At 57.7% G+C, this 23,767-nt stretch carries 25 protein-coding genes; 19 read left to right on the top strand and 6 right to left on the bottom strand.

All coding sequences use genetic code 11. The features are described from left to right. Window positions 1–5 precede the first annotated feature (5 nt). The 8 genes from gspH to gorA are packed head-to-tail and all read left to right on the top strand — an operon-like array spanning window position 6 to window position 6,652. Window positions 6–536: a type II secretion system minor pseudopilin GspH gene (gene gspH / locus KXD86_RS01390; protein WP_218634303.1), complete on the top strand. Its 531-nt coding sequence runs from the start codon at window positions 6–8 to the stop codon at window positions 534–536. Then, complete coding sequence (gene gspI, locus KXD86_RS01395; RefSeq protein ID WP_218634304.1) at window positions 533–907, top strand: type II secretion system minor pseudopilin GspI; 375 nt, start codon at window positions 533–535, stop codon at window positions 905–907. The genes gspH and gspI overlap by 4 nt, the downstream gene beginning before the upstream one ends. Continuing rightward, on the top strand, window positions 907–1,686 hold the full coding sequence (gene gspJ / locus KXD86_RS01400) for a type II secretion system minor pseudopilin GspJ (RefSeq protein ID WP_218634305.1): 780 nt from the start codon (window positions 907–909) through the stop codon (window positions 1,684–1,686). Before gspI ends, gspJ begins: the two co-directional genes overlap by 1 nt. Further along, window positions 1,686–2,699 (top strand): type II secretion system minor pseudopilin GspK, encoded by a 1,014-nt coding sequence (gene gspK, locus KXD86_RS01405; protein ID WP_218634306.1) that lies wholly within the window; start codon window positions 1,686–1,688, stop codon window positions 2,697–2,699. The genes gspJ and gspK overlap by 1 nt, the downstream gene beginning before the upstream one ends. Before the next feature lie 2 nt (window positions 2,700–2,701). Beyond that, window positions 2,702–4,006: a type II secretion system protein GspL gene (gene gspL, locus KXD86_RS01410; RefSeq protein ID WP_218634307.1), complete on the top strand. Its 1,305-nt coding sequence runs from the start codon at window positions 2,702–2,704 to the stop codon at window positions 4,004–4,006. Between the two features lie 3 nt (window positions 4,007–4,009). Next, entirely contained in the window at window positions 4,010–4,537 is a 528-nt protein-coding gene (locus KXD86_RS01415) for a type II secretion system protein M (protein ID WP_218634308.1), read from the top strand. A 56-nt stretch (window positions 4,538–4,593) separates the two neighbouring features. Continuing rightward, complete coding sequence (locus tag KXD86_RS01420; RefSeq protein WP_218634309.1) at window positions 4,594–5,265, top strand: GNAT family N-acetyltransferase; 672 nt, start codon at window positions 4,594–4,596, stop codon at window positions 5,263–5,265. 25 nt (window positions 5,266–5,290) lie between these two features. Next, complete coding sequence (gene gorA / locus KXD86_RS01425) at window positions 5,291–6,652, top strand: glutathione-disulfide reductase (protein ID WP_218634310.1); 1,362 nt, start codon at window positions 5,291–5,293, stop codon at window positions 6,650–6,652. 36 nt (window positions 6,653–6,688) lie between these two features. Here the strand turns inward: gorA and KXD86_RS01430 are convergent, their stop codons facing one another. The 3 genes from KXD86_RS01430 to KXD86_RS01440 form a co-directional block, all read right to left on the bottom strand. Then, a complete protein-coding gene (locus tag KXD86_RS01430; RefSeq protein WP_312846240.1) occupies window positions 6,689–8,632 on the bottom strand; it encodes a response regulator in 1,944 nt (647 codons plus the stop codon). Further along, window positions 8,625–9,566: an ABC transporter substrate-binding protein gene (locus tag KXD86_RS01435; RefSeq protein ID WP_228739291.1), complete on the bottom strand. Its 942-nt coding sequence runs from the start codon at window positions 9,564–9,566 to the stop codon at window positions 8,625–8,627. Before KXD86_RS01435 ends, KXD86_RS01430 begins: the two co-directional genes overlap by 8 nt. 71 nt (window positions 9,567–9,637) lie before the next feature. Next, entirely contained in the window at window positions 9,638–11,617 is a 1,980-nt protein-coding gene (locus tag KXD86_RS01440) for a TonB-dependent receptor plug domain-containing protein (RefSeq protein ID WP_228739292.1), read from the bottom strand. A gap of 297 nt (window positions 11,618–11,914) precedes the next feature. Between KXD86_RS01440 and KXD86_RS01445 the strand changes: the two genes are divergently transcribed. After that, window positions 11,915–12,580, top strand: coding sequence for a J domain-containing protein (locus KXD86_RS01445; protein WP_218634312.1), 666 nt, complete (start codon window positions 11,915–11,917; stop codon window positions 12,578–12,580). Here KXD86_RS01445 and KXD86_RS01450 read toward each other — a convergent pair. The 3 genes from KXD86_RS01450 to KXD86_RS01460 form a co-directional block, all read right to left on the bottom strand. Continuing rightward, window positions 12,577–13,575 (bottom strand): bile acid:sodium symporter family protein, encoded by a 999-nt coding sequence (locus tag KXD86_RS01450; protein WP_218634313.1) that lies wholly within the window; start codon window positions 13,573–13,575, stop codon window positions 12,577–12,579. The two genes, KXD86_RS01445 and KXD86_RS01450, sit on opposite strands and share 4 nt — an antisense overlap. A 3-nt stretch (window positions 13,576–13,578) precedes the next feature. After that, complete coding sequence (locus KXD86_RS01455) at window positions 13,579–14,256, bottom strand: FadR/GntR family transcriptional regulator (RefSeq protein WP_218634314.1); 678 nt, start codon at window positions 14,254–14,256, stop codon at window positions 13,579–13,581. Window positions 14,257–14,350: 94 nt separating this feature from the next. Continuing rightward, window positions 14,351–15,838 carry a flavin-containing monooxygenase gene (locus tag KXD86_RS01460; RefSeq protein ID WP_218634315.1) on the bottom strand — a complete coding sequence of 496 codons (1,488 nt, stop codon included), beginning with the start codon at window positions 15,836–15,838 and terminating at the stop codon, window positions 14,351–14,353. Between the two features lie 585 nt (window positions 15,839–16,423). On the opposite strand from KXD86_RS01460, the gene soxC reads away from it, so the two are divergent. The 10 genes from soxC (at window position 16,424) to KXD86_RS01510 (ending at window position 23,754) form a co-directional block, all read left to right on the top strand. Continuing rightward, a complete protein-coding gene (gene soxC, locus KXD86_RS01465; protein WP_218634316.1) occupies window positions 16,424–17,755 on the top strand; it encodes a sulfite dehydrogenase in 1,332 nt (443 codons plus the stop codon). After that, window positions 17,742–18,419, top strand: a complete 678-nt coding sequence (locus KXD86_RS01470; protein WP_218634317.1) for a c-type cytochrome — start codon at window positions 17,742–17,744, stop codon at window positions 18,417–18,419. Before soxC ends, KXD86_RS01470 begins: the two co-directional genes overlap by 14 nt. A gap of 50 nt (window positions 18,420–18,469) precedes the next feature. Next, window positions 18,470–18,823 carry a sulfur oxidation c-type cytochrome SoxX gene (gene soxX, locus KXD86_RS01475; protein ID WP_218634318.1) on the top strand — a complete coding sequence of 118 codons (354 nt, stop codon included), beginning with the start codon at window positions 18,470–18,472 and terminating at the stop codon, window positions 18,821–18,823. A 44-nt stretch (window positions 18,824–18,867) separates the two neighbouring features. Further along, the gene (soxY, locus tag KXD86_RS01480; protein ID WP_218634319.1) at window positions 18,868–19,329 is read left to right on the top strand and encodes a thiosulfate oxidation carrier protein SoxY; all 462 of its coding nucleotides are present in this window, start codon (window positions 18,868–18,870) and stop codon (window positions 19,327–19,329) included. A gap of 25 nt (window positions 19,330–19,354) precedes the next feature. Then, window positions 19,355–19,666, top strand: coding sequence for a thiosulfate oxidation carrier complex protein SoxZ (soxZ, locus tag KXD86_RS01485; protein WP_218634320.1), 312 nt, complete (start codon window positions 19,355–19,357; stop codon window positions 19,664–19,666). Window positions 19,667–19,721: 55 nt separating this feature from the next. After that, window positions 19,722–20,561, top strand: a complete 840-nt coding sequence (soxA, locus tag KXD86_RS01490) for a sulfur oxidation c-type cytochrome SoxA (protein ID WP_218634321.1) — start codon at window positions 19,722–19,724, stop codon at window positions 20,559–20,561. A gap of 25 nt (window positions 20,562–20,586) precedes the next feature. After that, the gene (locus KXD86_RS01495) at window positions 20,587–20,892 is read left to right on the top strand and encodes a HEPN domain-containing protein (protein ID WP_218634322.1); all 306 of its coding nucleotides are present in this window, start codon (window positions 20,587–20,589) and stop codon (window positions 20,890–20,892) included. A 95-nt stretch (window positions 20,893–20,987) separates the two neighbouring features. Beyond that, window positions 20,988–22,745, top strand: coding sequence for a thiosulfohydrolase SoxB (gene soxB / locus KXD86_RS01500; protein WP_218634323.1), 1,758 nt, complete (start codon window positions 20,988–20,990; stop codon window positions 22,743–22,745). Beyond that, entirely contained in the window at window positions 22,742–23,209 is a 468-nt protein-coding gene (locus KXD86_RS01505) for a DsrE family protein (protein ID WP_218634324.1), read from the top strand. Before soxB ends, KXD86_RS01505 begins: the two co-directional genes overlap by 4 nt. A 29-nt stretch (window positions 23,210–23,238) precedes the next feature. Further along, the gene (locus KXD86_RS01510; protein WP_218634325.1) at window positions 23,239–23,754 is read left to right on the top strand and encodes a GlcG/HbpS family heme-binding protein; all 516 of its coding nucleotides are present in this window, start codon (window positions 23,239–23,241) and stop codon (window positions 23,752–23,754) included. Window positions 23,755–23,767: the final 13 nt, after the last annotated feature.

Here is a 23,767-nt window from a genome sequence, read left to right on the forward strand (position 1 = left end):
TCATTGTGCGCTCCAGGACCCAGCAGACCGGTTTCACACTACTCGAAATACTGGTTGTCCTGATCATCGTCGGGCTGCTGGCCTCCCTGGCCGTGTTTACCATGGGAGGCAGCTCCCAGCAGCGCCAACTTACGAACGAGGTTCGAGATCTTTATCTTTTGATGCAGACGGCGTCCGAGCAAGCGGTCGTCAATAACCTCGAATTGGGGTTGTTGGTGGAACCCGACAGCTACCAGTTTGTTGCCTATCAAGACCAGACCGGTGACTGGAAAGCCTCCGGTGAGCGCCTGTTTCGAGAGAGAACCCTGCCCGAATGGCTCGTGGTTACAGAGTTCATTGAGAATGACGCCCCCAGGCTGGCCTCGGCAGAGGACGAACTGAGACCGGATGTGGTCTTCTTTTCCAGTGGTGAGACCACCCCGTTTGAACTCGAATTCACGATCGGAAAAAGCAGCGATTACATGCACGTGCTGGCCTCTGACGGTGTGTCTCCTCTTGAATGGCGACAGCCGGGTGACGAAGAGGCCGAGCCGTGAGGTATCAGAAGGGCTTTACGCTGATCGAGGTTCTGGTGGCCTTGCTGGTTTTCGGGCTTATTGCCACTGCCGCGGCGGAAGTGGGCAGTCAATACATCTCCAGTTACGAGCGAATCCGGGATAAAACCCTGGCGGGTTGGCTCGCGGATAACCGCATCAATGAACTCCGTCTCGAGGAAAACCTGCCGGGCATTTCTGAAAATTCCCGTGACATGGATTACGGACCCTACCGCTGGCAGGTGACAACAAAGGTCCTTGCAACAGAAGAGCCCACGATGAGACGGGTAGAGGTGACGGTAGCCCGGTATCGTGACGAAGGAACCGAACCGGCACCAATACATACGTTGTCGGCTTTCCTGGGGCAGAACTGATGATGCCAGCGACTGTTCAACCGAGGTATCAGCAGGGTTTCACACTGCTTGAGGTCCTTATCGCCGTCACCATCACCGCGGTGATTGGCCTCGGTGTCTGGCAGGTCATCAGTGGCGTTGTCACATCACGGGATCGGGTCAACGAGCTGGCGGAGGATTTTGATGGTCTGCAACGAGCCATGCTGCTGCTCGAGCGGGATATCACCCAGATCGTCAATCGATCCGCCCGGGACATCTACGGCGACTACAAGGCCGCGTTAACGAATCGCGAAGAAGACTTTGCGTTGGTGCTGACCCGCCAGGGCTGGCGCAATCCCCTGGGCACTCGCCGAAGTGGATTGCAGCGCGTGGCCTGGGAGTTTACCGGCGACGAACTTCGCCGTCGCTACTGGCCAATGGTGGATCAGGGTCAGGAAGATGACAGCCGGGATGTGCTGCTGCTCGAAGAGGTTTTGGCCTTTGAGGTACGTTTTCTGAACGATGAGCGGAGCTGGCAACCGGAGTGGCCGACGGACGAGATGATGGCGGGAATCAATCCGGGCAGCCGACCAGAGACCCCGCTACCTATGGGCATTGAGATAACGCTCGAGCATGAGCGGTTTGGGGAGCTGGTGCGGACCTTTGTTCTGCCGGACTTTGACCGCGAGGAAGCGCAAGGCGTCGTTAACCAGGCGAACCAGGCCGTTACCGAAACGGATACCGATACCGATACCGAGGCCGAGGCCGAGGAAGAACCGACGGATACCACGGATCCCGCGGCTCAGGGGCAGGGAGGCTGATGGTGGCCAGAGTCCGGTTCAAAGGTGCCAGCCGTGGGCAGCGCGGTGTCGCCCTGATCATGGTGTTGCTGGCGATGGCGCTGGTGGTGATGCTTGCGGCAGGCATGACACAGCAACAAAGCATCCGGGTGTTCAAAGCTGGGCATTACCTGGCCCAACAGCAGGGAACCAGCATCGCCCTGGGCGCCGAGGCCTTTGCCAGTCAGATCCTGGTCCGGGATTACGAGGAGGACAAGGAGGCCAACGAAATGGTCGACAGTCTTGATGAATTCTGGGCCATGAATGCGGCGATCCTGCCACTTGATGAAAATGGTGTCGCGGAGGTCCAGATTGATGACCTGGGAGGGCGACTCAATCTCAATGACCTGGTGGCTTCCAATGGTCAGGTGAATACGCTTGCGAAGGAGCGGTTCTCCCGTCTCTTCGCGGCGCTGGAAATTTCTGCTCTGAGCGTGGATACACTCATTGACTGGATCGACGAGAACGACCAGACCATCAGCGCCTACGGCGCAGAAGACGGTCAGTATCTCTCTGCTGAGCAGGCCTACCGGGCGGGAAACCAGCCATTTGTCAGTGTCACCGAATTGCGTCTGATTGAGGGTATGACGGAAGAGATCTATCAAGCCTTGCAACCGCACGTCGCAGCACTGCCCGTATCCGGGTTGGGGATCAACGTGAACACCGCCACGGCAGCGGTATTGAGGTCCCTTCATGAAGAGCTGACGGATGCCGAGGCGGCGGCTATTCTTGAAAAACGGGAAGAGGAGCGTTTCGAAGACCTGCAGGACTTCCTGGCGTTGCCCGAGTTTGCCGGCCTGGGACTCAAATCGACCGGGCTGAGCCTGCAAACCCGTTTTTTTGAAGTTGTCTCACGGATTACCTACGATAACCGGGTTGTGAACATGGTGGCTACGGTTTTCCGCAATCCGGAAGGTGAGGTCCGGACGGTTCGAAGGGATACCGGACAGAAGAACAGAATCACCAAAGAGCCTTTCACTATTTCAGAAGGATAACCATGTCTTTTCGCCTTTATGTGCGGCCAGTGCCTCCGTTAGCGGATCCGGAAGTCAATCCCGAGGCACAGTTGTTTAACTGGGTATTGCACGATGCCAGTGGGGATACTCAGGCACGTGGGACTGGCGATACCCAGGTCGAGATCGAGCAGACGCTTGGCCAGAATGCGCTCGACAATGTCCTGCTGATCGGTCTGATCCCGGGTGATGAGGCGTTGTTCTGCATCGCCGATATACCGGCCAAACAGAGCCGCTTTATCAATCAGGCGCTTCCCTATGCGGTGGAAGAGCAGATTGCCCAGGATATCGAAACCGTTCACCTTGCCCTCGGCCGCCACACCGAAGCAGGATACCGGGTTGCTGCGATAGACGACCACCGGATGGCACAGTGGGTTGCGCTGTTCTCCGGCTGGGAACATGCCCGCCTTGATGCCATCTATCCGGACGCTGCATTGCTGCCGTTGACCGAAGGTGGCTGGTCCGTGTGCCTGGACGGTGAAATTGCCCTGATGGTCAGCGATCGGGGCGAGTGGCTGAGCATGCAGTCCGCCAATCTCGGGATGTTCGCGCATACCCTGGCGGTACCACCCTCTGAAGAAGTGGTTGCGGAAGTGCCGGTGACGCTCTTTGCCACGGAAGAGGAGTTCGAGTTTCAGCAGTCGGTCGTGGGGGAATTGAAATCCCCGGGCCGGTTGGCCATACACCGGGAAACTCTGGAGTTAATGCCCCTGGAATTATTGGCGCACGCCCATCACCACCATCTGGCCTATCCGATCAACCTCTGCCAGGGAAATTTTTCCGCCAGGGTCAACAAAGCAAGCCCGATGAAACCCTGGAAACCGTTGATTGCTGTTGCGGCGGTCTGGTTTGGCATTCAGGTCGCCCTGCAAATCGGAACGGGGTTCTATTACGAAAGCAAGGCGAAGAACCTGCAGGAACAGGCCATGGTCATCTATCGCGAAGCGTTTCCCGGGGACCGGCGTACCCACGCGGGCAACGTCCGTCGTGTAATAGAAGGGCAGTTGCGGGTCGCTGGGGCGGATGGGCCTGACCTCGATTTCATCACCCTGATGAAGTACACAGGGCAGGAATACTCGGAGCTGCCTGGTTCCCAGTCCGTGAGTTTCAATTCGGTCAATTTCAGCCGCTCACGTGGCGAACTGGTGGTTGATGTGAGGGCCGACAGTTACGACCGGCTCAGTACGCTGCGCAATGGGCTGACGAATCAGGGTCTCGAAGCCCAGATCGGATCGGTTGTTAATGAATCCAGTGGCGCCCGTGGCCGCCTGACGGTTTCCGGAGGTTAACGGATGTTCGAGAAGATCAAGGATCAGCCCGCCGTTGGCAAGTTGATCGCCCAGTACGACCAACTCCCGCGGCGCGACCAGCAGGCGCTGACCGTCCTGGCCATCGCGGTGTTGGTGGGAATACTGTATTTCGGGATCTGGAAACCGGCCTCGGATTTTCACGACAATGCGATTGCCGAACGGCAAAGCGCGGCCGAACTGCTCGCCTGGATGGAAGCCAACGAAACCACCATCAAGCGGCTTGGTACCGCGGGTGGCCAGACCGGGCAAGGGGCTGCCGACGTCGCCGATGGCCGGGCGCTGATGGCGTTGGTGACCGGGTCCGCGCGCGAGGCCGGGCTGGCGTTGCAGCGGTTCGAACCCAGTGGCGAAAACGCGATCCGCGTATGGCTCGAGGATGCGCCATTTGCCGAGGTTGCTGCCTGGTTGGAGAGACTCAACTCCGGCCATGGTGTGATCGTGGATCAGGCCGCGATGGATCGGGCCGATGAACCGGGCCGCGTTTCCGTGCGTTTAACACTGACAATCTGATTCCGTACCACAGTTTCCGGGGCTGTCTCTCCGGATCACCGCAGGAGAGGGTAAGGATGAGTAACGGCAGCGAAAACAACAACAAATCCGAGCCGGTCATTGTTCGCCTGGATGAATCCGCGACCAATGAGGCGCGATCGATTCTGTACCATGCCTACCGGAATGAGCCGACCTTTCAATACCTGTTCGATCATCGCCGCGCAGGCTATGATCAGCGAATCCGAGCGACGATCCGCGAGTTGATCGACCTGTATTTCGGGTTCGAGCAGGAAGCGATTGGCGTAATGGTCGACGACACACTGGTTGCGGTAGCGTTTATTGGCGATCCGGAGTTACGGATGAATCTGGCCGACCAGTTCAGTTGGCGTATTCGAATGGTGCTGACGACGGGGTTTGCCTCGACACGCCGGTACCTCGATTACCACGAAAAGATCCGGAACATGTTGCCTCAGCCCCTCGCTCATCAGCTTCCGTTGATGGGGGTTAATCCCAAGTATCAGAACCGTGGCTACGGCCGCCTCCTCCTGAAGACGGTGGAGAAACTTTGCTCCGAGAATCCAAGGGGGAGCGGACTGGTTCTGGATACCGGAAACAGCCGATACCTGCCGTTCTACGAATCCGAAGGGTTCCGCAGCCTCGGCAAGATCAAGCTGGGAGACTTCGAGGATCACGTTCTGTTCCGGGAAGTTCACCCGGAAAGCAAAGCGGCCGCTACCGGCCAACGTTAGAATTTTTCAAGCAACAGGAGCCACAGTGTCTGACAGCCACGATTTTGATCTCATTGTAATTGGTGCCGGCTCGGGTGGGGTTCGTCTGGCCCGGATGTCGGCCCAGCGAGGCGCTCGGGTCGCCGTGATTGAATCCCGTTATCTGGGTGGTACCTGTGTCAATGTGGGCTGTGTCCCGAAGAAGCTGTTTGTCTACGGCGCCCATGTTCATGAAGAACTGGAAGATGCGGCAGGTTATGGCTGGAACGTGCCCGTGCAGGATGTGATGTTCGACTGGCCCACATTGGTGGCGAACAAGAATGCGGAGATTGAGCGGCTGAACGGTATTTACGGCCGATTGCTGGAGAACGCCGGTGTCACCATTATCGAGGGTACGGCGACGTTCCACGATGCCCACACAGTGCTGGTGGGTGAAACGTCCTACAGCGCCAGACACATCACGGTAGCCACCGGGAGCTGGCCGGTCGTGCCCGATATTCCGGGGAAAGAATGCATCCTGACCTCCAACGAAATGTTTTATCTCCCCCAACTTCCGAAACAGGCGGTTGTCTGGGGCGGCGGTTACATTGCCGTTGAGTTTGCGGGCATACTCGCGGGTCTCGGTGTTGAAACAACCCTGCTGTACCGCGGAGACCTGTTCCTTCGGGGGTTTGATACCGACATTCGTCGTTTCACCGAACAGGAAATGCGCAAAAAAGGCGTCAATCTCAGGTTTGGCGTCACAATTGAATCGGTTAAATCCGAAGGCGCGCATTACCGGGTGGACCTGAATAATGGCGAAACCCTGGAAACTGGGTTGGTGATGGCTGCCACTGGCCGGCGGGCGCTGGTGGAGGGCCTCGGGTTAGAAGCTCTGGGCGTTGAACTGAGTGATTCCGGCCACGTACGAGTGGACAAGCATTTTCAGACGACGGTGCCTTCCATTACCGCGCTTGGCGATGTGATCGGCACGCCTCAACTAACCCCGGTTGCCCTGGCCCAGGGCATGGTTCTCTCCCGACGTCTGTTTGGTGACGGGGAGGGCCAAATGGACTATTCGGCTATTCCGACAGCCGTGTTCTGCCAACCCAACATCGGGACCGTTGGCTTGACCGAGGAAGAGGCCAGGGAAGCCGGGCACCGACTGAGAATCTACCGGTCAGAATTCCGGCCCATGAAGCACACCCTGAGCGGTCGGGATGAGCGATGCCTGATGAAACTCGTGGTCGATGAGGACAGTGATAAAGTGCTCGGCGCCCACATGGTGGGGCCGGACGCGGGTGAGATTACCCAGGGTCTTGCGGTCGCCATCAAGGCAGGCGCCACAAAGGCACAGTTCGATGCCACGCTCGGCATCCATCCGACCTCGGCCGAGGAATTTGTCACCATGAGAGAGCCGGTGGCCTGAGGTCCATTGGCCCAGGGAAGGGCCGGACCACATGACTTACAGTTGAACCCAGCGCTTCAGGACTTCCTGGAGGTTTTCTTTTCGTACCGGCTTCGCCAGATAGTCGTTCATACCACAGTCCAGGCAGCTGTGTTCGGTTCCCGGCAGAACATCCGCCGTCAACGCAATAATTGGCGTTCCGGTTTGCCCATTCCCCTGTTCCCATTCACGAATGTGCCGGGTGGTTTCATACCCGTCCATCACCGGCATCTGGCAGTCCATCAGGATGACGTCGTAGCCCGAATGGTTCGTTTGAACCATCTCGAGGGCTTCCTTACCGTTGTTGGCTGAATCGGTCTGGAATCCCAGTCGGGTTAGCAGAGCGGTGGCCACGCGCTGGTTTACGGGATTGTCTTCAACAACCAGGGCACGGGCGTTTCCCGCACTGAGGCGTCGGGTGATTGGTTCAAAAGAGGTTCCGAACCCGGTCTCGGTTGCCAGCTCAAACGGGAGCTCAAACCGGAAGGAGGAGCCCTTGCCAAGGTCAGTCTCTACCTGAATGTGCCCCCCCATCAGTTCCACCAGTCGCTGAACCAGTGATAGCCCAAGGCCGGTCCCGCCATAGTGCCGTCCATCTCCCGTGTCGAGCTGTTCAAAGGAATTGAAAATGTCCGGCAGTCGCTCAATGGGGATGCCGGACCCCGAGTCGTTGACCGTGCAATTCAGAATGATGCAGTTGTCTTCAATGCCAAAACACCCGGCCTGAATATTGATGAATCCGTCTCCGGTGAACTTGATGGCGTTGTCGATCAGACCCGCCAGAATCTGCCGGAGCCTCGGGGCATCACCAATAACCGTCGGGTTGTCCGGCCAATCGCCAAAGAAACTGAGGTTGAGGGCAAGTCCTCGTTCCTCGGCGACATGGCGGTAGGTGGCGGTGCAGTTGGAGATCAGCCTTCGAAGGTCGAATTCCTGGTTATCCAGTTTCAGGGACCCGTTGTCGATTCGGGAGTAATCGAGGATGTCGCTGATGACCGTCAGAAGATCCTCCGTGGACTGACGCGCGGTGTTCAGGAAATCCCGCTGGCGATGACTGAGGGCTTCTTCCTGCACCAGGTCAATCATGCCCAGCACCCCATTCAGGGGCGTTCGCAACTCATGACTCATGGTTGCCAGAAACTCCGATTTCGCCTGATTCGCCGATTCGGCCTTCTGACGCGCGCTTTCCGACGCCAACAGGGTCTGTTCACGGGCCGTTTCCAATCCCGAAAGATGCGCGGCAAGTTCGTTCAGCTGTTTCTCTATCTCCACGACTTCCCGTGAGCTCCGGTGGCCACTGAGTGGTTCCTCCTCGTAATCGCGTTTGATCAATCTGCCCACCCGTCCAGACAGCTCTCGAATGGGGGACAGGATTGTGTTCAGGTAATGGTGGATCAGCAGGATAGTGAACAGGAGCAGAGCAATACCCACAGCCAGTGATGTCCAGAGGATATCCTGCTGTCGGTTATCAAGCAGTTCGGTGCTGACGCCGACCTGCACCGTGCCCACTCTGAGTGCGCCCGAGCCGAATCCGTATTCGGGCGTAAACCAATCGCTCTCGCGCCCAGCGCTGAGTTGAAGCGGCTGTTGAAGGATCTCGGTTTCGTAGACGTCGTATTGGCCGGACTGCAACGGGTTGCTGGTTGCGCCATTGGCGACAAAGCCGATCTGCTCTCCCATCACATCGGTAACGCGAATCCAGTCTGCTTTGCTGCGGCGCAGAGACTGGGACAGAACCTGCTCCAGCGCCACGGTATTTCCGGAAACCACCGCATACTCCAACACGGGCGCAAGGCTGTCGGCCAGCATCTGGCTGCTTTCTGATAGGTCCTGCCGGGCATCCTCCAGCCGGGCGGACGTGAAAAAGCTCATCAGGACAATGAACATGACAATGGCAGGGATAGCGCCAAGAAGCAGAAGCTTCCGCGATAGGGACGCTTGGGTCTTTTCTGGCTTATTCACCCGTTGGTCCTCCTTTGCCCATTAACTGATCCTGAACAAACTGGTTGATGTGGTCACGGTCTGGCACCGGAATGTTCAATGAGCGGGCAACCTGGTTATTGACCTCAACCCGGAATACTGGCGAATAGGCAGGATCGGGAAATTTTCCGGTAGCAAGGAACTGCTCGATGAATTCGGCGCCCTGATCGGCCATCGCCGGGAAGGGCGCATAGCTGGAGGCAAGAGCTCCGGCTTTTACATAAGCCTGGCTGGGGCCGATGACAATTTTATTGCGCCGGTACGCGGTCAGCAGAATGTGCTTGATCGTCCTCGGGTTGTAGACGGCGTTGTCGGGGGCTGCGAGCAGGAAGTCGCCATAGCCCAGAGCCCGAACGAGGGAGGGTATCAGGTCCTCGTCATTATCCACCACGAACACCCGGGCGCTCATGCCATGGTCGGGAAGCTGGTCGATCAGTGGTTCGTACAGTTCAACCGAATTGGTGGTGGCGAGAATGGCAATGGTGTTGGCGTGGGGCAGGATGGCCTTCCCCGTCAGGGCCTGCCGCAGCAGTGGAACATCGTAGAAGATTCCGGAGATCTGTCCCGGTGCGATCTCGGCAAAACCGTCGATAAACGATTTCTCCACCAGCATCGCGAGAATCGGAACAGATCGGTTGGCCTGGCGGACTCGGGAAAAGGCGGAGGGCCCGATGGAGACCACCGGGGTGCCCTCTACCATCGGAATCTGTTCATCGGCAATCGCCATCAAGGTGACGTTGTTACCGAGCCTTTCTTCAAGCAACACCTGAACGTGTTGGTCCAGAGCCGTATTACCGGATCCGGCGATGTAGACGATGCGATTGGAGGGCTCCTGGGCGTTGACGGACGTGAATATCACTAACCCGGCAATGGCCCAGATGGCCTGCCTCAAATAACGGCGTGCGACTGACAGCATCAGGGTTCGCCATCTGAAACTGAGGTCTCGTGTCATACCGTCCCGGGTCACTTACTATCCTTGATCAATGTTCAGAATCGAATGCCGGCCTCAACAAAATACTGGTTAGCGTCCTCAATGATGTTGTCAGGGCTGATCCATGGCTCCATGTCGATGTAGTGCTGGATGGTCAACGCCAGCTCGTAGCTGAAGTTCGTGTGATCCACCCGCCGTGCAAGTCTGAAATCGGCGCGCTTGAACCGCGTGTCACGGACTTCCTGCGCGATATAGAACGCGGCAGAGGAGGTCAGGCCCAGTGGTAGATCCTGGATCCATGCAGCACTTCCTGAATGGCGGGCGGACAGCCGGCCCAGCAGGTCCACCGCGCGTTGCTGCGTGTTGGGGGGAAGCTTGTCGGGATCACCAGTGTATCGACCCTCCTGGTCAAGATAGGCGTAGGTTGCTCTCAACAGGGTGCCAGAAAACTCCAGTGATGCCTCCAGCTCGACACCTTCCTGGTCCAGCGCGACGTTGTTGTCGATGTACCAGTCCTCCTCGTTGATTACACCGCTGATCATATCTCGAAGATAGTCGTCGAAATATCGAACTTCAACGCTCATCAAGGCTTTATCGAGATGGAACTGGCCGAAATAGCTGATCTCCCTGGAGGTGATCCATTCCTCTTCCAGTGTCTCGCCAAAGGTCGACGTTTCCTGGTCGACCAGGTCGGCCACGAGGAAGCGCGCTCCCTCAAGGGCTGAGAAGGGGGGTTGAACATTCCTCGGGCGGTAGGACCAGTCCGGGCTCTGCTCAAACGCATCCGGAGTCCTTACCGCCCGGGAGAATACAAACCGGATAGCATGGTTGTTGTTAATGATGAAGTTGGAGGCGATCCGTGGTGAGAAATACCCTTCGCCCGTGGTGGTGGTCTTTTCCCAGTTTCCGCCCGCGTTGAAGGTCACCCACGTCCGTGGCGAATACTCCGCATTGGCAAAAACCCGGGTTTGATAATTATGCCCTTCACCATTGAAAAAGGTTTCGGACCGATAGGTGTCCTGGCGATAACCCAGGCCTGAAACCAGCTTGAATTCCGGGCTCAGTATCACCGTGTCCTGCAGCTCGAATTCCAGTCTCGATTCTTCGGCATCCTCGTTCAGGTCGGCAATGAAGGGCCCCTGATCCGTTGGGAAGGTCACGCCAGGTGGCAGCAGGGTTACGAATTCCTCCGCCGGAATCGCCACGGTCCAGCGTTGCCGCCGTTCCTGGTTCTGGTAGTTGGTCTGGAAATGGTAGAAGTGGCTGTCCGACGTGGCGCCATTGAACCTGGCCTGAAGGTAGTAATCGTCCATGACGATATCGGGGTCGGTGGTTGCTCCGAGCTTCCCGGATTTGAACTGGTCTTCTTCGTTGATACCGTCCAATACGCCGGCCCGGATATCCACGGAATGCCGGGTGTCGATGGTCACGATGCCGTCGAAGTTGAAGTTGTTGACGTCGTAACCATCGTGGAAGGGGCGTCGTTCGCCGCCCTCGACCTGGGCATCAAAACCATTGGTCTTTCGTTTTTCGTACGAAAGGCGCCAGCTGCCATCCTGACCGGCGTCCCCGACGGAGGTAAAGGCCCGGAGGTGGCCACGTGAGCCGACCGAGCTGTACGCCTCGATTCCGGCCGTATCCTGTGGTGAGCGGGTAATGATATTGATGCTGCCAAGGAAGGCATTGATCCCGTAAGCGGCGGCATTGGGCCCGCGGCTGACCTCAATACGCTCTATATTGTCCAGAGCGACCGGCATGGCTATCCATTCGACATCGGAAAGGCTGACGCGGTAGGCAGTACGGCCATCAATCTGAACCTGGAGTCTGCGTTGCTCGTACTGTGATGTACCATGGTACGAGGTAACCTGGTTGTTGCTGCCTCGTTCGCCAACAACCATACCCGGCACAAGTCGGAAAACTTCAACCAGATTCATGATGCCGAGATCGCGGATCATATCGCCGGTGATGATGGTCGTTGTGCCGGGCACTTTCAGTTTCGATTGTCGAAGTCTGGTGGTGCTGAGAACCTCAGGCAACTCAGAGTGCGCTCCGGGAACACCAATAAATTCCGGATAGAGAGCTGGCTCGGAGGATTGACCCCATGCCTGGGCGGACGTTGCCAAAGCTATGGTCAGTGCACAGCCTAACGTGGTGAGGCGTGGAGCGGGGGTTGTCCGGAATGCCATATGTGTCGAAATGCTGCTGGGTGACATTCTATAATCTGCCGATCTGGAAAGTTGAAAGCTATTTTTGTGTAGTGTCTATCGTAGGGAACTACACACTGTTTGTCTCTCAAAAATGTAATGAATCTAAATGCCGGGAGTTGCAGCTACATGAATTGTTGGGAAATCCTTGGAATCGAGCCGACCGGTGACCGTCAGCGGATCAAGCAGGCGTATGAACAACAGCTGAAGTTTGCGTCGGATGACGAGGCCATGAGGCTGAGCCAGGCCTTTCGGGAGGCAACCGGTGATAGCCCGCAGACAGTCAACGAAGCGGCTGAATCGGTCGTGGCAGATGGTCAGGACACCCATCAGCGGCAGGACACCGAGGAGACAGGACAGACTGATCGTCCCCTCGACGGAACCGAGGGGCAGGTGGTCCGTGAAGTCGTCATCCAGATCAAGGCGCTTATGAATGATTCATCCCGCAGTCGGGATGTCGGGATCTGGAAAGCGATACTCTGCGAGCCACCTGCAGACCAGCTTCCGGTTCGTCGGGAGATTGGCCGTCAGTTGGAGCCGCAGATTCGCCCACTGGCTGAGAATGGCAGCCTGCCGGCTTCCGTGGCCCATTTTCTCGGAGGTTGGTTCGAATGGTTCAGCCTGCAGGAGGTGGCCGACCAATCAGAGGAGCGCACCTACGTTGAAACAGAGTCCGCCGAGGGCGAGTCGGACCAGCCCCCTCAGCTGGTCAATTTCTGGCCCGCGGTGATCGGTTGGATCGTCGGCCTGGCCATTCTGGCCAGCCTGTTCAGCGGAATGGGCGGTGGGGGCTAGGTCGTCTCGTTTGCGGCGGCCGCGGCGTCTATTCTGGCCCGGTACCGCTGCGCCAGAATAGCGCCCACAATCACCTGAATCTGGTTGTAGCACATGATGGGCAGAACGATCATGCCGAAGCCGGGGTGGCCCGAGAACAGAACCTTGGCCATGGGAAGGCCAGATGCGAGGCTTTTCTTGGAGCCGCAGAAGACGACGGCAGCCTCGTCTTCAAGGCTGAACCCGAATCGCCGTACCAGTACCCTGGCCATCACCATGAACAGGGCCAACAGGCCAAAACACAGCGCAATGGCAAACACGATGGCCTTGGGCGGAAGGTTCTGCCACAGCCCACTTTCAACCGAATGCGAGAACGCCGAGTAAACGATCAGCCAGATAACGCATTTGTCGTATCTGGCCATCAGATTCTCGTTGCGTCCGAGAAATCCGCCCAGCCAGGGGCGGAGTGCATGTCCGGCCCCAAATGGCAGCAACAGCTGCACAATAATGTCCTGCAGTGCCTCTGCGATCGAGAAGTTCCCCCCGCCGGAGGTGCTGACCAGCAACAGCAGCAAAAACGGCGTCAGCATCATGCCAAATACGTTAGACGCGGCGGCACTACAAATGGCCGCCGGTACATTTCCCCTGGCCATGGCCGTGTAGGCAATGGACGAGGATACCGCCGACGGCAAGACGCCCAGGTAGAGAAAGCCCAGGCCCAGGTCCGCGGGCATCCATGAAGGGGCGATGTTGCTCAAGCCATTGATGGGCAGTACCGCAAGAGGGAAAAAGACGAACGTCAGGGCAGTGATCAGGATATGCAGGCGCCAGTGTGTCGCGCCCGAAATGATCTGTTCCCGGGATAACGCGGCGCCGTGAAAGAAAAAGAGAAGGGCGACGGCAACCGTACCGGCCGTGGCAAAGACCTCGGCGGTGTTCCCTGTCACGGGCAGAACCGACGCCAGAACAATGGCGCCGAGTAACAGCAATGTGAAGGTATCGATCCGGAACTTCATGGCTCAGGGCACCTGTTTCTTGAGAGCCTGCAGGCTGGGGCGGAGCAGGGCACGAGCAAGTTGTTCGGCCTTGCCAGGATCACCCCGTCGAATCGCCGCGAGCAACAACTCGTGGTCCTCTTGCGAGGGTTCCGGCAGATCAGCGTCGGTTTCTGTCCGCTCGATGGTCTGGCTGATGGCATGGGAAAAATAGTCATACAGCTCGCAAAGCGCAGAGTTGTGTGAGGCCGCGACCAGGCCGTGATGAAAACGTTCGTCGTGCCGGATCCGCTCGGCGAGGTCATCACCGGCCTTTGCCCGGTTGTCCAGGGCATCGGTCATGACTCTGAGATCCTCGTTCGTCCGCCGTGTCGCCGCGAGCGTGGCCGCTTCCGTTTCCAGCATGATTCGAACCTCTAACTGCTCGGCCAGCTGCGTCCTGCCAATTCGTCGGAGTGTCTCGCCGGCGTCCCGGGTTGCGCGAACGTAGGTGCCGTCTCCCTGCCGGGTCTCCAGCATACCGACGTGCACCAGCACCCGAACCGCTTCTCGTACGGTATTTCGGCTGACCCCCAGGGCCTCTGAGAGTTCAGACTCAATGGGCAGTTTGCTGCCCACCGCCCACTGGCCGGACTGGATAGCCTGGCGGAGGCTTTCGATGGCGGTCTCAACCAGAGACCCTTTACGGATTCTTTCAAGCATTGGGGAACATCCTGCAAACCGGTCACCCAATCATCCTATGAATATCCAACAACTGCAACTGGAACTGGCTCTGCAAACTGCCCGGGAAACGAGTCTAGGCGGGTTTTGAGGGGTAAAAGAACTGGTAATCCGCGGTATCGATGTGACGAGTGGCGAACCGGTAGGTGAAGGTAAATCCCGGCCAGTTCACCGTGTTCTTGCCATTTGCGTCGAGGTACCAGGAGGTGCATCCAGCGTCCCAGACACTGCCCTTCAGGCCGCTCTGGATCAGGTTGGAGAAGCGTTCCTGGCGATCCTGACGAACATCCATGGCGGAACCCGGGTACTTCGCCAGTGCCCGAAGCGCGTCGAGTACGTACCGGAACTGGGATTCCAGCATGAAGATAATGGAGTTATGAGCCAGGTTGGTATTCGGACCATAGAGCATGAACAGGTTGGGGAAGCCGCTGACGGTAATGCCTTTGAACGCGGAGGCGCCCGACTGCCACGCTTCATTCAGGGTACGACCTGATCGGCCGGTGATTGTCATGGGCGCCAGGAATTCAGACGCCCTGAAGCCCGTGCCGAAAATGATCGCGTCGACCGGATAATGGGTACCGTCCGCGGTAACCACACCGCCCTGGTCCACCCGCTCGATGCTGTCGGTTATCAGGTTCACGTTGGGCCGGTTGATGGCCGGATACCAGTCGTTGGAAATCAGGATGCGTTTACACCCGATCTGGTAATCCGGGATGATGTGTTTGAGCTTGTCCGGATCGGTCACGTGCCTCCGGGCCTCTTTTCGCGCCTCACGGGCGAAGAGCTCCAGCAACCCGTTGAATTTGGTAAACGCGAGGGCCCGACTCTCGTTTTTCCAGTAAATGAGGTAGCGATAGATCCTGTCCCAGATCGGGAGTGCGCGGAAAAGCGCCTGCTCCCAACGTTTGAACGGGCGGTCAGGTTTCGGCAGAACCCACGCCGCGGAGCGCTGGAACAGACTCAGGGATTCGACCTGCCGGGCGATCTCCGGAACGAACTGAATGGCACTGGCTCCCGTTCCAATCACGGCAACCCGTTTATTTTTGAAGTCGTAATCGTGATCCCATCGGGCAGAGTGAAACATCTTGCCAGCAAAGCAATCCATTCCGGGAATCGTCGGCCAGGTAGGCTGGTTCAGTTGTCCGGTCGCAGTGATCAGGACGTTGGCTGACAGCACCTCGCCATTGGTCAGCGTGACCGCCCATTCGTTGCAGGCCTCATCGAACGTGGCGTCACGAATTTCGCTGTTTAAGCGAAGGTGATCCTTCAGCCCGTATTTGTCGACGCAATGCTCCATGTAGCCGAGGATTTCGTGCTGAAGTCCGAACTTGCGCGACCAGTCGTGTTTGGGCTCAAACGAATAGGAATAAAAGTGGGACTGGACATCGCAGGCGGCGCCCGGATAGGTATTGTCGCGCCAGGTGCCACCAACGGAAGCGCCTTTCTCCAGGATCGTGAATTCCCGGAACCCGGCGTTTTTGAGGGTGATGGCCATACCCAGGCCGCCAAAACCGGCACCGACGATCAGAATGGAAGGAAATCGCGACGAAGCGTTGTCAGACATGGCGTTGATCCGTTCGTTATTGTTTTGATCGTTCTATGGAAAGTATACGGGGCCTAAGCGGGTCATTGGATGCCTTTTTGGGACAAGCAGGTTCGTTTTTCCCCAAGAGTGCCAGTTTTTGGACTGAGGCACCGAAATTGCCCGGCCAGATTTCGGTCATGACGACTGCCGATTAAAGGTTTAAATGTCATCCGCCTTCACCATTTTCGAGCCACGTGAAATTCCTATCTATGCAAACAACTTGATATAAAATCTGGCCGTGTAAAGTCGTGCCCTGATCGGTTTATCGAAAGCCGTAATCCCTCCAGACCGCCTTAATGAGCGGGTTTTACAAGCTTCTAATGACCTCCCCGACAATCTCACGGCGTCGGCCGAAGCCCGAAAACACTGGGTAAATCTGACGGCTTTGCTTTCCTTCAGCTTGAACCGCCGAGTCAAAACCACTTCAAAAAAAGTCTTGTAACTTGTCGCTTTCCGTTCTATAAATAAGTTATATCCTTATAACGAAAACAACAAGACCGGCATTCAGTGACAACATGATTGCTGGCCGACTGGCCCGAAGAGGCATCGAAGGAGGAGAAAAGTATGCTCGGCAAACTCCGCCGACTTAATCAGGCAGTATCCGAAGTTGCCCTGAAAGAATCTGAACGTTTACCGTCAAATGAGCGCAGGCGTTTTCTCCGCAGTGGTCTGTTCACGGCGGGTGGTGCGATGGTGGGAGGCGCACTTGGCGGGCTCTCCCCGAAGCTCTGGGCTTCGGAGACTCAATACCCGCCCGAGATTCCACCATGGACCCGCTCCCTCGGGCCGGGTGTGGTCAGTGAGCCCTACGGGGTTCCGTCGCCTTTCGAGAAAGACGTTATTCGCCGGAACGTCCCCTGGCTGACCGCGGATAAGATATCGTCCATCAGTTTTTCGCCGTTGCAGAATCTCAAGGGCATCATTACGCCCAACGGGCTGTTCTTTGAGCGTCACCACGCCGGCCGCCCGGAGATCGATCCGCAGCAACACCGTTTGATGATTCATGGCCTGGTGGACCGGCCGATCATCCTCTCAATGGAAGATCTTCAACGCTTTCCCAGCGTTTCCCAGATCAACTTTATCGAATGCCCCGCCAACGGAGGCATGGAGTGGCGCGGCGCTCAGTTGAATTCGCTGCAATTCCTGCACGGAATGGTGAGTTGCGCTGAATGGACCGGAGTGCGTCTCTCGACCCTGCTGCAGGAAGTTGGAATGAAGCCGGAGGGCAAGTGGCTGTTGGCAGAGGGCGCAGACGGTGCGGCCATGACGCGCAGCATTCCTATGGAAAAGGCGCTGGACGACGTCATTGTGGCCTTCGCGCAAAATGGTGAGGCCCTGCGCCGTGAGCAGGGGTATCCGATTCGGCTCGTGGTCCCGGGCTGGGAGGGCAATACCCATGTCAAGTGGCTACGTCGTCTCGAAGTGGGCGATAAGCCCTGGATGCAGCGGGAAGAAACCTCCAAGTACACCGACCTCATGTCCGATGGCACGGCCCATGGTTTTACCTGGGTGATGGAAGCCAAATCTGTGATTACCTCGCCATGTCCGGAAAACCCGGTGCGAGGAACGGGCATCTGTCAGATCGAGGGTCTGGCCTGGAGCGGGCGGGGCAAGGTGAAAGCCGTCGACGTCTCTGTGGATGGCGGTCGTAACTGGCAGCAAGCCCAGCTTCACGAGCCCGTGATGTCCAAATCACTTACTCGATTCTCATTGGAATGGAACTGGAACGGCAGTCCGGCGCTGCTGCAATCCCGTGTGGTCGATGAAACCGGATACGTGCAGCCCACACTGGCGCAGCTCAAGGGCGTGCGCGGAACCAATTCGATCTACCACAAGAATGCCATCCAGACCTGGCAGATCTCGGGAGACGGGAGTGTGAACAATGTTCAGCTATGAAAAATCGTCACGTTCCTTGACCCGTTTTTGTTCCGGCGTGCTGTTGGCCACGTTGCCGATCATGGGGCTGGCCCAGTCGGCAGGTCATTACGGGTATGGCGAACCGGCCACCGAAGCGCAGATTCAGGCGTGGGATATTGATATTCGGCCTGACGGCAAGGGGCTTCCGGAAGGCAGCGGCAGCGTCGAAGAGGGTATGGGCATCTACGAAACCTATTGCTCATCCTGCCACGGCGCGTTCGGCGAAGGCATGGGTCGTTATCCAAAACTGTCCGGAGGCGAAGGCAGTCTCACGGAGGACCGACCGGAAAAAACGGTCGGCAGCTACTGGCCATACGCCAGCACACTCTGGGACTACATCCATCGGGCTATGCCGTTTTTTGCGCCACAGTCTTTGACCGACGACCAGGTCTATGCGCTCACGGCCTACGTGCTGAACCTCAACTACATCGTGGATGGTGACTTCGTTGCCAACAAGGACACCCTCCCGCAAGTGAAGATGCCCAACGAGGACGGCTTTGTCTGGGAGGACCCGCGACCGGAAGTCGTCAACGTCCGGTGCATGGAGGACTGTAAGGAAGAGGTGACCGTCAGCGATTCGGCGGCGGACAAAAACCTGACACCAAGCACGACTGGCCCACTTGATGAGGGGCTCACGGAGTAACAGGCGGCGGGGCCGGGCGCCCCATCAAACGTGCGGAGGAGGAACACGAGATGCGAAACGCATTATTGGCGATCGGCCTGACCACACTCGCGCTGGGTGGTGCGCCGGTGGTGGTGGCGGAACCTACCCAGGCCGACATAGACCGTGGTAAGGAGCTCGCTTTCAGTCGCAAGGACGGCAACTGTCTGGCGTGCCACCAGATGGACGACGGCAAGCTGACCGGAACCATCGGGCCGGAGCTGGCGGACATGAAGGCCCGTTATCCGGGCCGGGACATGCTGTTCAAGCGAATCTGGGACGAAACCCAGTTCAATCCGGTGACGGTCATGCCGCCATTCGGCAAGCACATGATCATGAGCAAAGACGAGATCAACCGGGTAATCGATTATTTGTACACGCTGTAGAGCGAGGAGGAGTTGCCGTGATTGACCAAAGGCGAAGAGGGTTTTTGAAAGGGGTCTTGGGGGCGGGCGTTGCCAGCTTTGCCCTGGGATCCGGAATCGTGCCGCTGAGGGTGGAGGCTGCGGCCTCACTGGATACCTCTGACTGGCCAAAGAAGGCGTTCAGCACGCCGGGTGTGGATGCCACCATTTCTGAGCTGTACGGAATGGAAGCGACAGAGTCCGACAAGATCTCGATGGACCTGCCCACCATCGCGCAGAACGGGGCCGTGGTGCCGGCCACGGTTGAAACCACGTTACCAAATGTCACCAGTATCGCCTTACTGGTTGCCAAAAACCCCAATGCCCTGGCGGCCTCCTTTGACATTCCCGAGGGCACCCTGCCGTTCGTATCCAATCGCCTGAAAATGGCCGAGACGACGGACGTCGTGGCCGTGGTGATTTCTGACGGCAAGGCCTACAAGGCAACTAAAAACGTGAAAGTGACCGTGGGCGGTTGCGGCGGTTAACGCCCGGACGGACAGGAGAATAACAATGGCATCAAGTATCAGAGTTCGAGCAGTGGAAAACGGGGGAGTAACCTCCCTCAAGGCGTTGGTTCGGCACCCGATGGATTCGGGCTTCGTCAAGGACTCCGCAGGCAACGTCATTCCAGCCCATTTCATCCAGTTATTGACGATCACTCATAACGGCAAAGACGTGTTTGTTGCCAATTGGGGGCCTGCGGTGTCGAAGGATCCGTTCCTGGAGTGTCGTTTTAAAGGCGCCAAGAAGGGCGACAAGCTGACCATCAGTTGGACCGACAACAAAGGTGAGAGCGATTCGACAACCGCCACGATCGCCTGAAGTTAGAGGGCGGCAGGGCCGGAAGGTTCTGAACCGCTGCGGAGGAGGATTGGACATGCTGAAAACAAAGGTCATTCTGGCTGCGCTCGGAGCGGCACTGATAGTTCCCGCGGCAATGGCGGGCAGCACACCGGAAGAGGATCGGAAGGAAGCGGTTGAATACTTCAAGCAGATGTTCCCGGATGTGCCGTACGAAGAATACGTGAACGGCCAATACGCGCTTGACGATGATCGCCGCTCGCAGTGGGAGTCCCTCCAGGATTTTCCACCCTATGAGTTTGCGGTCGCGGAGGGCAAGGAGATGTTTGAAACGCCATTCGCCAATGGAAAGACCTATGCCAGCTGTTTTGAGAATGGCGGTATCGGCATTCGCCAGAACTTTCCGTACTTCGACGACAAGAACGATGAGGTCATCACGCTGGAACTGGCCATAAACCGGTGTCGAGAAGCCAATGGCGAGGAGCCCCTGAAATACAAGAAGGGGGATATCGCGTCGATCTCCGCGTACATGGCGTCTACCTCCCAGGGCAAGAACTTCAATATCAAGGTGCAGGATAGCCCGGAAGCGCTCGCGGCTTATCAGTCCGGAAAAGAGTTCTACTACAGTCGCCGGGGCCAGTTGAATTTCTCGTGCGCCAGCTGTCATGTCCAGAATCCGGGCAACTGGATCCGGGCAGACCTGCTGTCGCCAGCACTTGGTCAGCCCTCCAATTTCCCGGTTCACCGGTCCAAGTGGGGCGAGCTGGGGACCTTGCATCGGCGTTTTGCCGGCTGCAACCGCAACGTTCGAGCCGAACCACTGCCGGCCCAGAGTACGGAGTACCGAAATCTGGAGTACTTCCTCACCTACATGAGCAACGGCCTCCCAGTTGTGGGCCCATCCACCAGGCCGTGACGGCAACGCTGACCGGAGAATTGCTATGAACAGATCACTCGTGACGTTTGGAATGGCACTTGCGCTGTCGGTCCCACTGTGTGCCCAGGCAGGACCACAGGACGATTTTGATAAGACCTATTCGCAAGCAGAGCGAACGCACCAGGAAGCCGGCACCTTTCAGTGGACCACCACCTCAGACCGACTCAAGGCGGCCAAGGAAGCCGCCGGTGCGAACGATTACGAGGCTGCCCTGAGGCTGGCGGAGGAAGCTCTGGAGCTGGCGAACCAGTCCGTCGCCCAGCAGCAGGGCCAGAAGGAGGCCTGGCGAATGACAGCCATCGGTCACTGAACCGATGGTGCGTCCATCAGCCTCCCTTTCGGGCTCACGGTAAGGCCCTGAAAAGGAGGCCATCACTCCAATAACCAGAAACAGAGGAGAGTACAGTGTCCATATCCCGCCGAGATTTCCTGATTGCCATGCAGGCGGCTGCTCTTGCCGGTCTTGCTCCGAAACTAGCGTTGGCGAAAGGGGGAGAGGGACTGTACGACTTACCCAAATTCGGGAACGTTCGACTCCTGCACCTGACGGATATTCACGCCCAGTTGTTACCGGTTCACTTCCGGGAGCCCAACGTGAATCTGGGGATCGGTCCCAGCCGGGGCAAAGTGCCTCACCTCGTGGGTTCGGCGTTCCTTGATCACTTTGGCATTAACCAGGCGTCCCGACGTTCCCACGCATTTACCTACCTGAACTACACGGAAGCCGCGCAGGAATATGGCCGGCTCGGCGGTTTTGCTCACCTGAAAACCCTGATTGACCAACTGAGGGAGCAGGCCGGGCCCGGAAATTCCCTGCTGCTGGACGGTGGCGACCTGTGGCAGGGCTCAGGAACCGCATTCTGGACCAACGGCGAGGACATGGTGGATGCGAGTAACCGCCTGGGCATCGACGTCATGACCGGTCACTGGGAATTCACCTATCCGGAAGCGCAGATTCGCAAGAACATCGACCGGTTTGACGGTGAGTTTCTTGCTCAGAATGTCTTCCTCTCGGATGAGGCCATGTTCATGGGCGCCGAATCGTTTGACGAGGCGAGCGGGCGGGTGTTCAAGCCGTATTCCATCCGGGAGCTTGGCGGCAAGCGGGTGGCCATCATCGGTCAGGCCTTCCCCTACACGCCCATTGCAAATCCGTCCTATTTCATACCGGACTGGCGTTTTGGTATCCGCGAATCCGAGATGCAGGAATTGGTGAACCAGATCCGCGAGACGGAAAAGGTCAACGCGGTTGTGGTCCTGTCCCACAACGGCATGGATGTGGATCTCAAGATGGCCAGCCGGGTTTCCGGAATCGATGCCATCCTGGGCGGCCATACTCATGATGCGGTGCCTCAGCCGTCAATCGTCAAGAATCCGGGTGGTAAGACACTCGTCAGCAACGCCGGGACGAATGGCAAATACGTCGCCGTGCTTGATCTGGACATTGGCGATAACGGCGTTCGCGGGTACGACTACAAGTTGCTGCCGGTCTTCTCGGATCTGATCAAGCCAGATAGCGGTATGGAGCGCTTCATTCATGAGGTACGAGCCCCGTACCTGGATAAGCTCGGAGAAAAACTCGCAATAGCGGACGAACTCCTTTACCGCCGCGGTAACTTTAACGGCACCATGGACCAGGTGATCTGTGACGCGCAACGAATGGTATTGGATGCCCAGATCTCCCTATCACCGGGGTTCCGCTGGGGAACCACCGTACTTCCGGGCGATGCCATCACCATGGATGATGTCATGAATGCCACCGCCATCACGTACCCGGAAACGTACGTGCGTGAAATGTCCGGCGCCGACCTCAAGCTCATCATGGAAGACGTGGCCGACAACCTGTTCAACAAGGATCCCTACTACCAGCAGGGCGGTGACATGGTTCGGGTTGGCGGAATGGATTACACCTGCGACCCCACCGCGACCATGAATGCTCGGATTTCGGATATGCGACTCGATAACGGCGAGCTGATCCAGGCAGACAAACTGTACAAGGTGGCCGGATGGGCCACGGTCAACTCCAGGGCCCCTGGTCGCCCAATCTGGGATGTGGTTGCCGATTACCTGAGATCGGAAAAGACGGTGAAGATCGACAAGTTCAATACCCCGAAGTTGAAAAACGTGGCGGGTAACCCGGGCCTGGAAAACTACTCGGTATGAACGCGTCCCTCGGTTTCAGGAAGGTTGCAGGCGCTCTGATGAGCCTGGCAATCGTTCTTTCCGCTCCGGGACTCCGGGCCGAAGAGCCGATCAATCCGGACAAACCATTCGCGGAGACCTTTCTCCTTTTGCAACTGAGCGATGGCGACCCGGAGAAGCAGGACCTGGTGCTGAGTGTCGCGGGCAACCTCCTGGAGCACTATCAGCCGGATCTCGTCGACATTGAAATCACAACCTTCGGGCCGGGGGTCACGCTTCTCTTCGCTGACAATGATCGGCGCGAGAGGGTCGCGAGTTTGATGGCCCAGGGCGTCCGGTTCTCGGTGTGCATGAATACCCTAGATACGATTGAGCGGAGCAGCGGCGCCAGACCAGAGCTGCTTGGGGACATTCTGCCGGTGCCGGTGGGAGTCGCCCACATTCTTGAACGGATTGACCAGGGCTTCGTGCTGGTCCGTCCTTGAGTCACTGGTCCCGGAAAAGGGAGATGACAATGCGACCCACGTTAGCAAGATCTCTGGCCTTCATGTCTGTGCTTGCCGTCTCAGGTACAGCCGTCGCGGCAGAGGGCGATCAGCCGGTCATGATCGAGGTCAAGCGATTGTCCATGGACACCGCGCTGACCGTTGCCAAAACCGCCATTGAGGCCTGTCGGGAACAGGGCGTCCAGGTGGCCGTTACGGTCGTTGACCGCGGCGGTCACCCACAGGTTGTGCTTCGGGATGTTCTGGCCATGGATCTGGCGCTGGAGGTGAGTTACCGCAAGGCCTATACAGCCATGACGTTCACGAGCAAGACCTCGTCCCTCGAGGATCGTTTCACCGGTCCGTTTTCGGTCGGCAAGCTTGATAATGTCCTGTTGTCGGCGGGCGGGGTGCCGATCCAGGCCAGTGGTGAGACGGTTGGTGGGGTAGGCGTCAGTGGTGCTCCCTCCGGCGACATTGATGAGAGTTGTGCCGTAGCGGGTGTGGCCGCTGTCGAGATGGATCTGGAAATGGCCTCCTTCTGATTTCTTAAGAAAC

It is taken from the genome of Marinobacter arenosus (assembly GCF_019264345.1).
Classification (GTDB): domain Bacteria; phylum Pseudomonadota; class Gammaproteobacteria; order Pseudomonadales; family Oleiphilaceae; genus Marinobacter; species Marinobacter arenosus.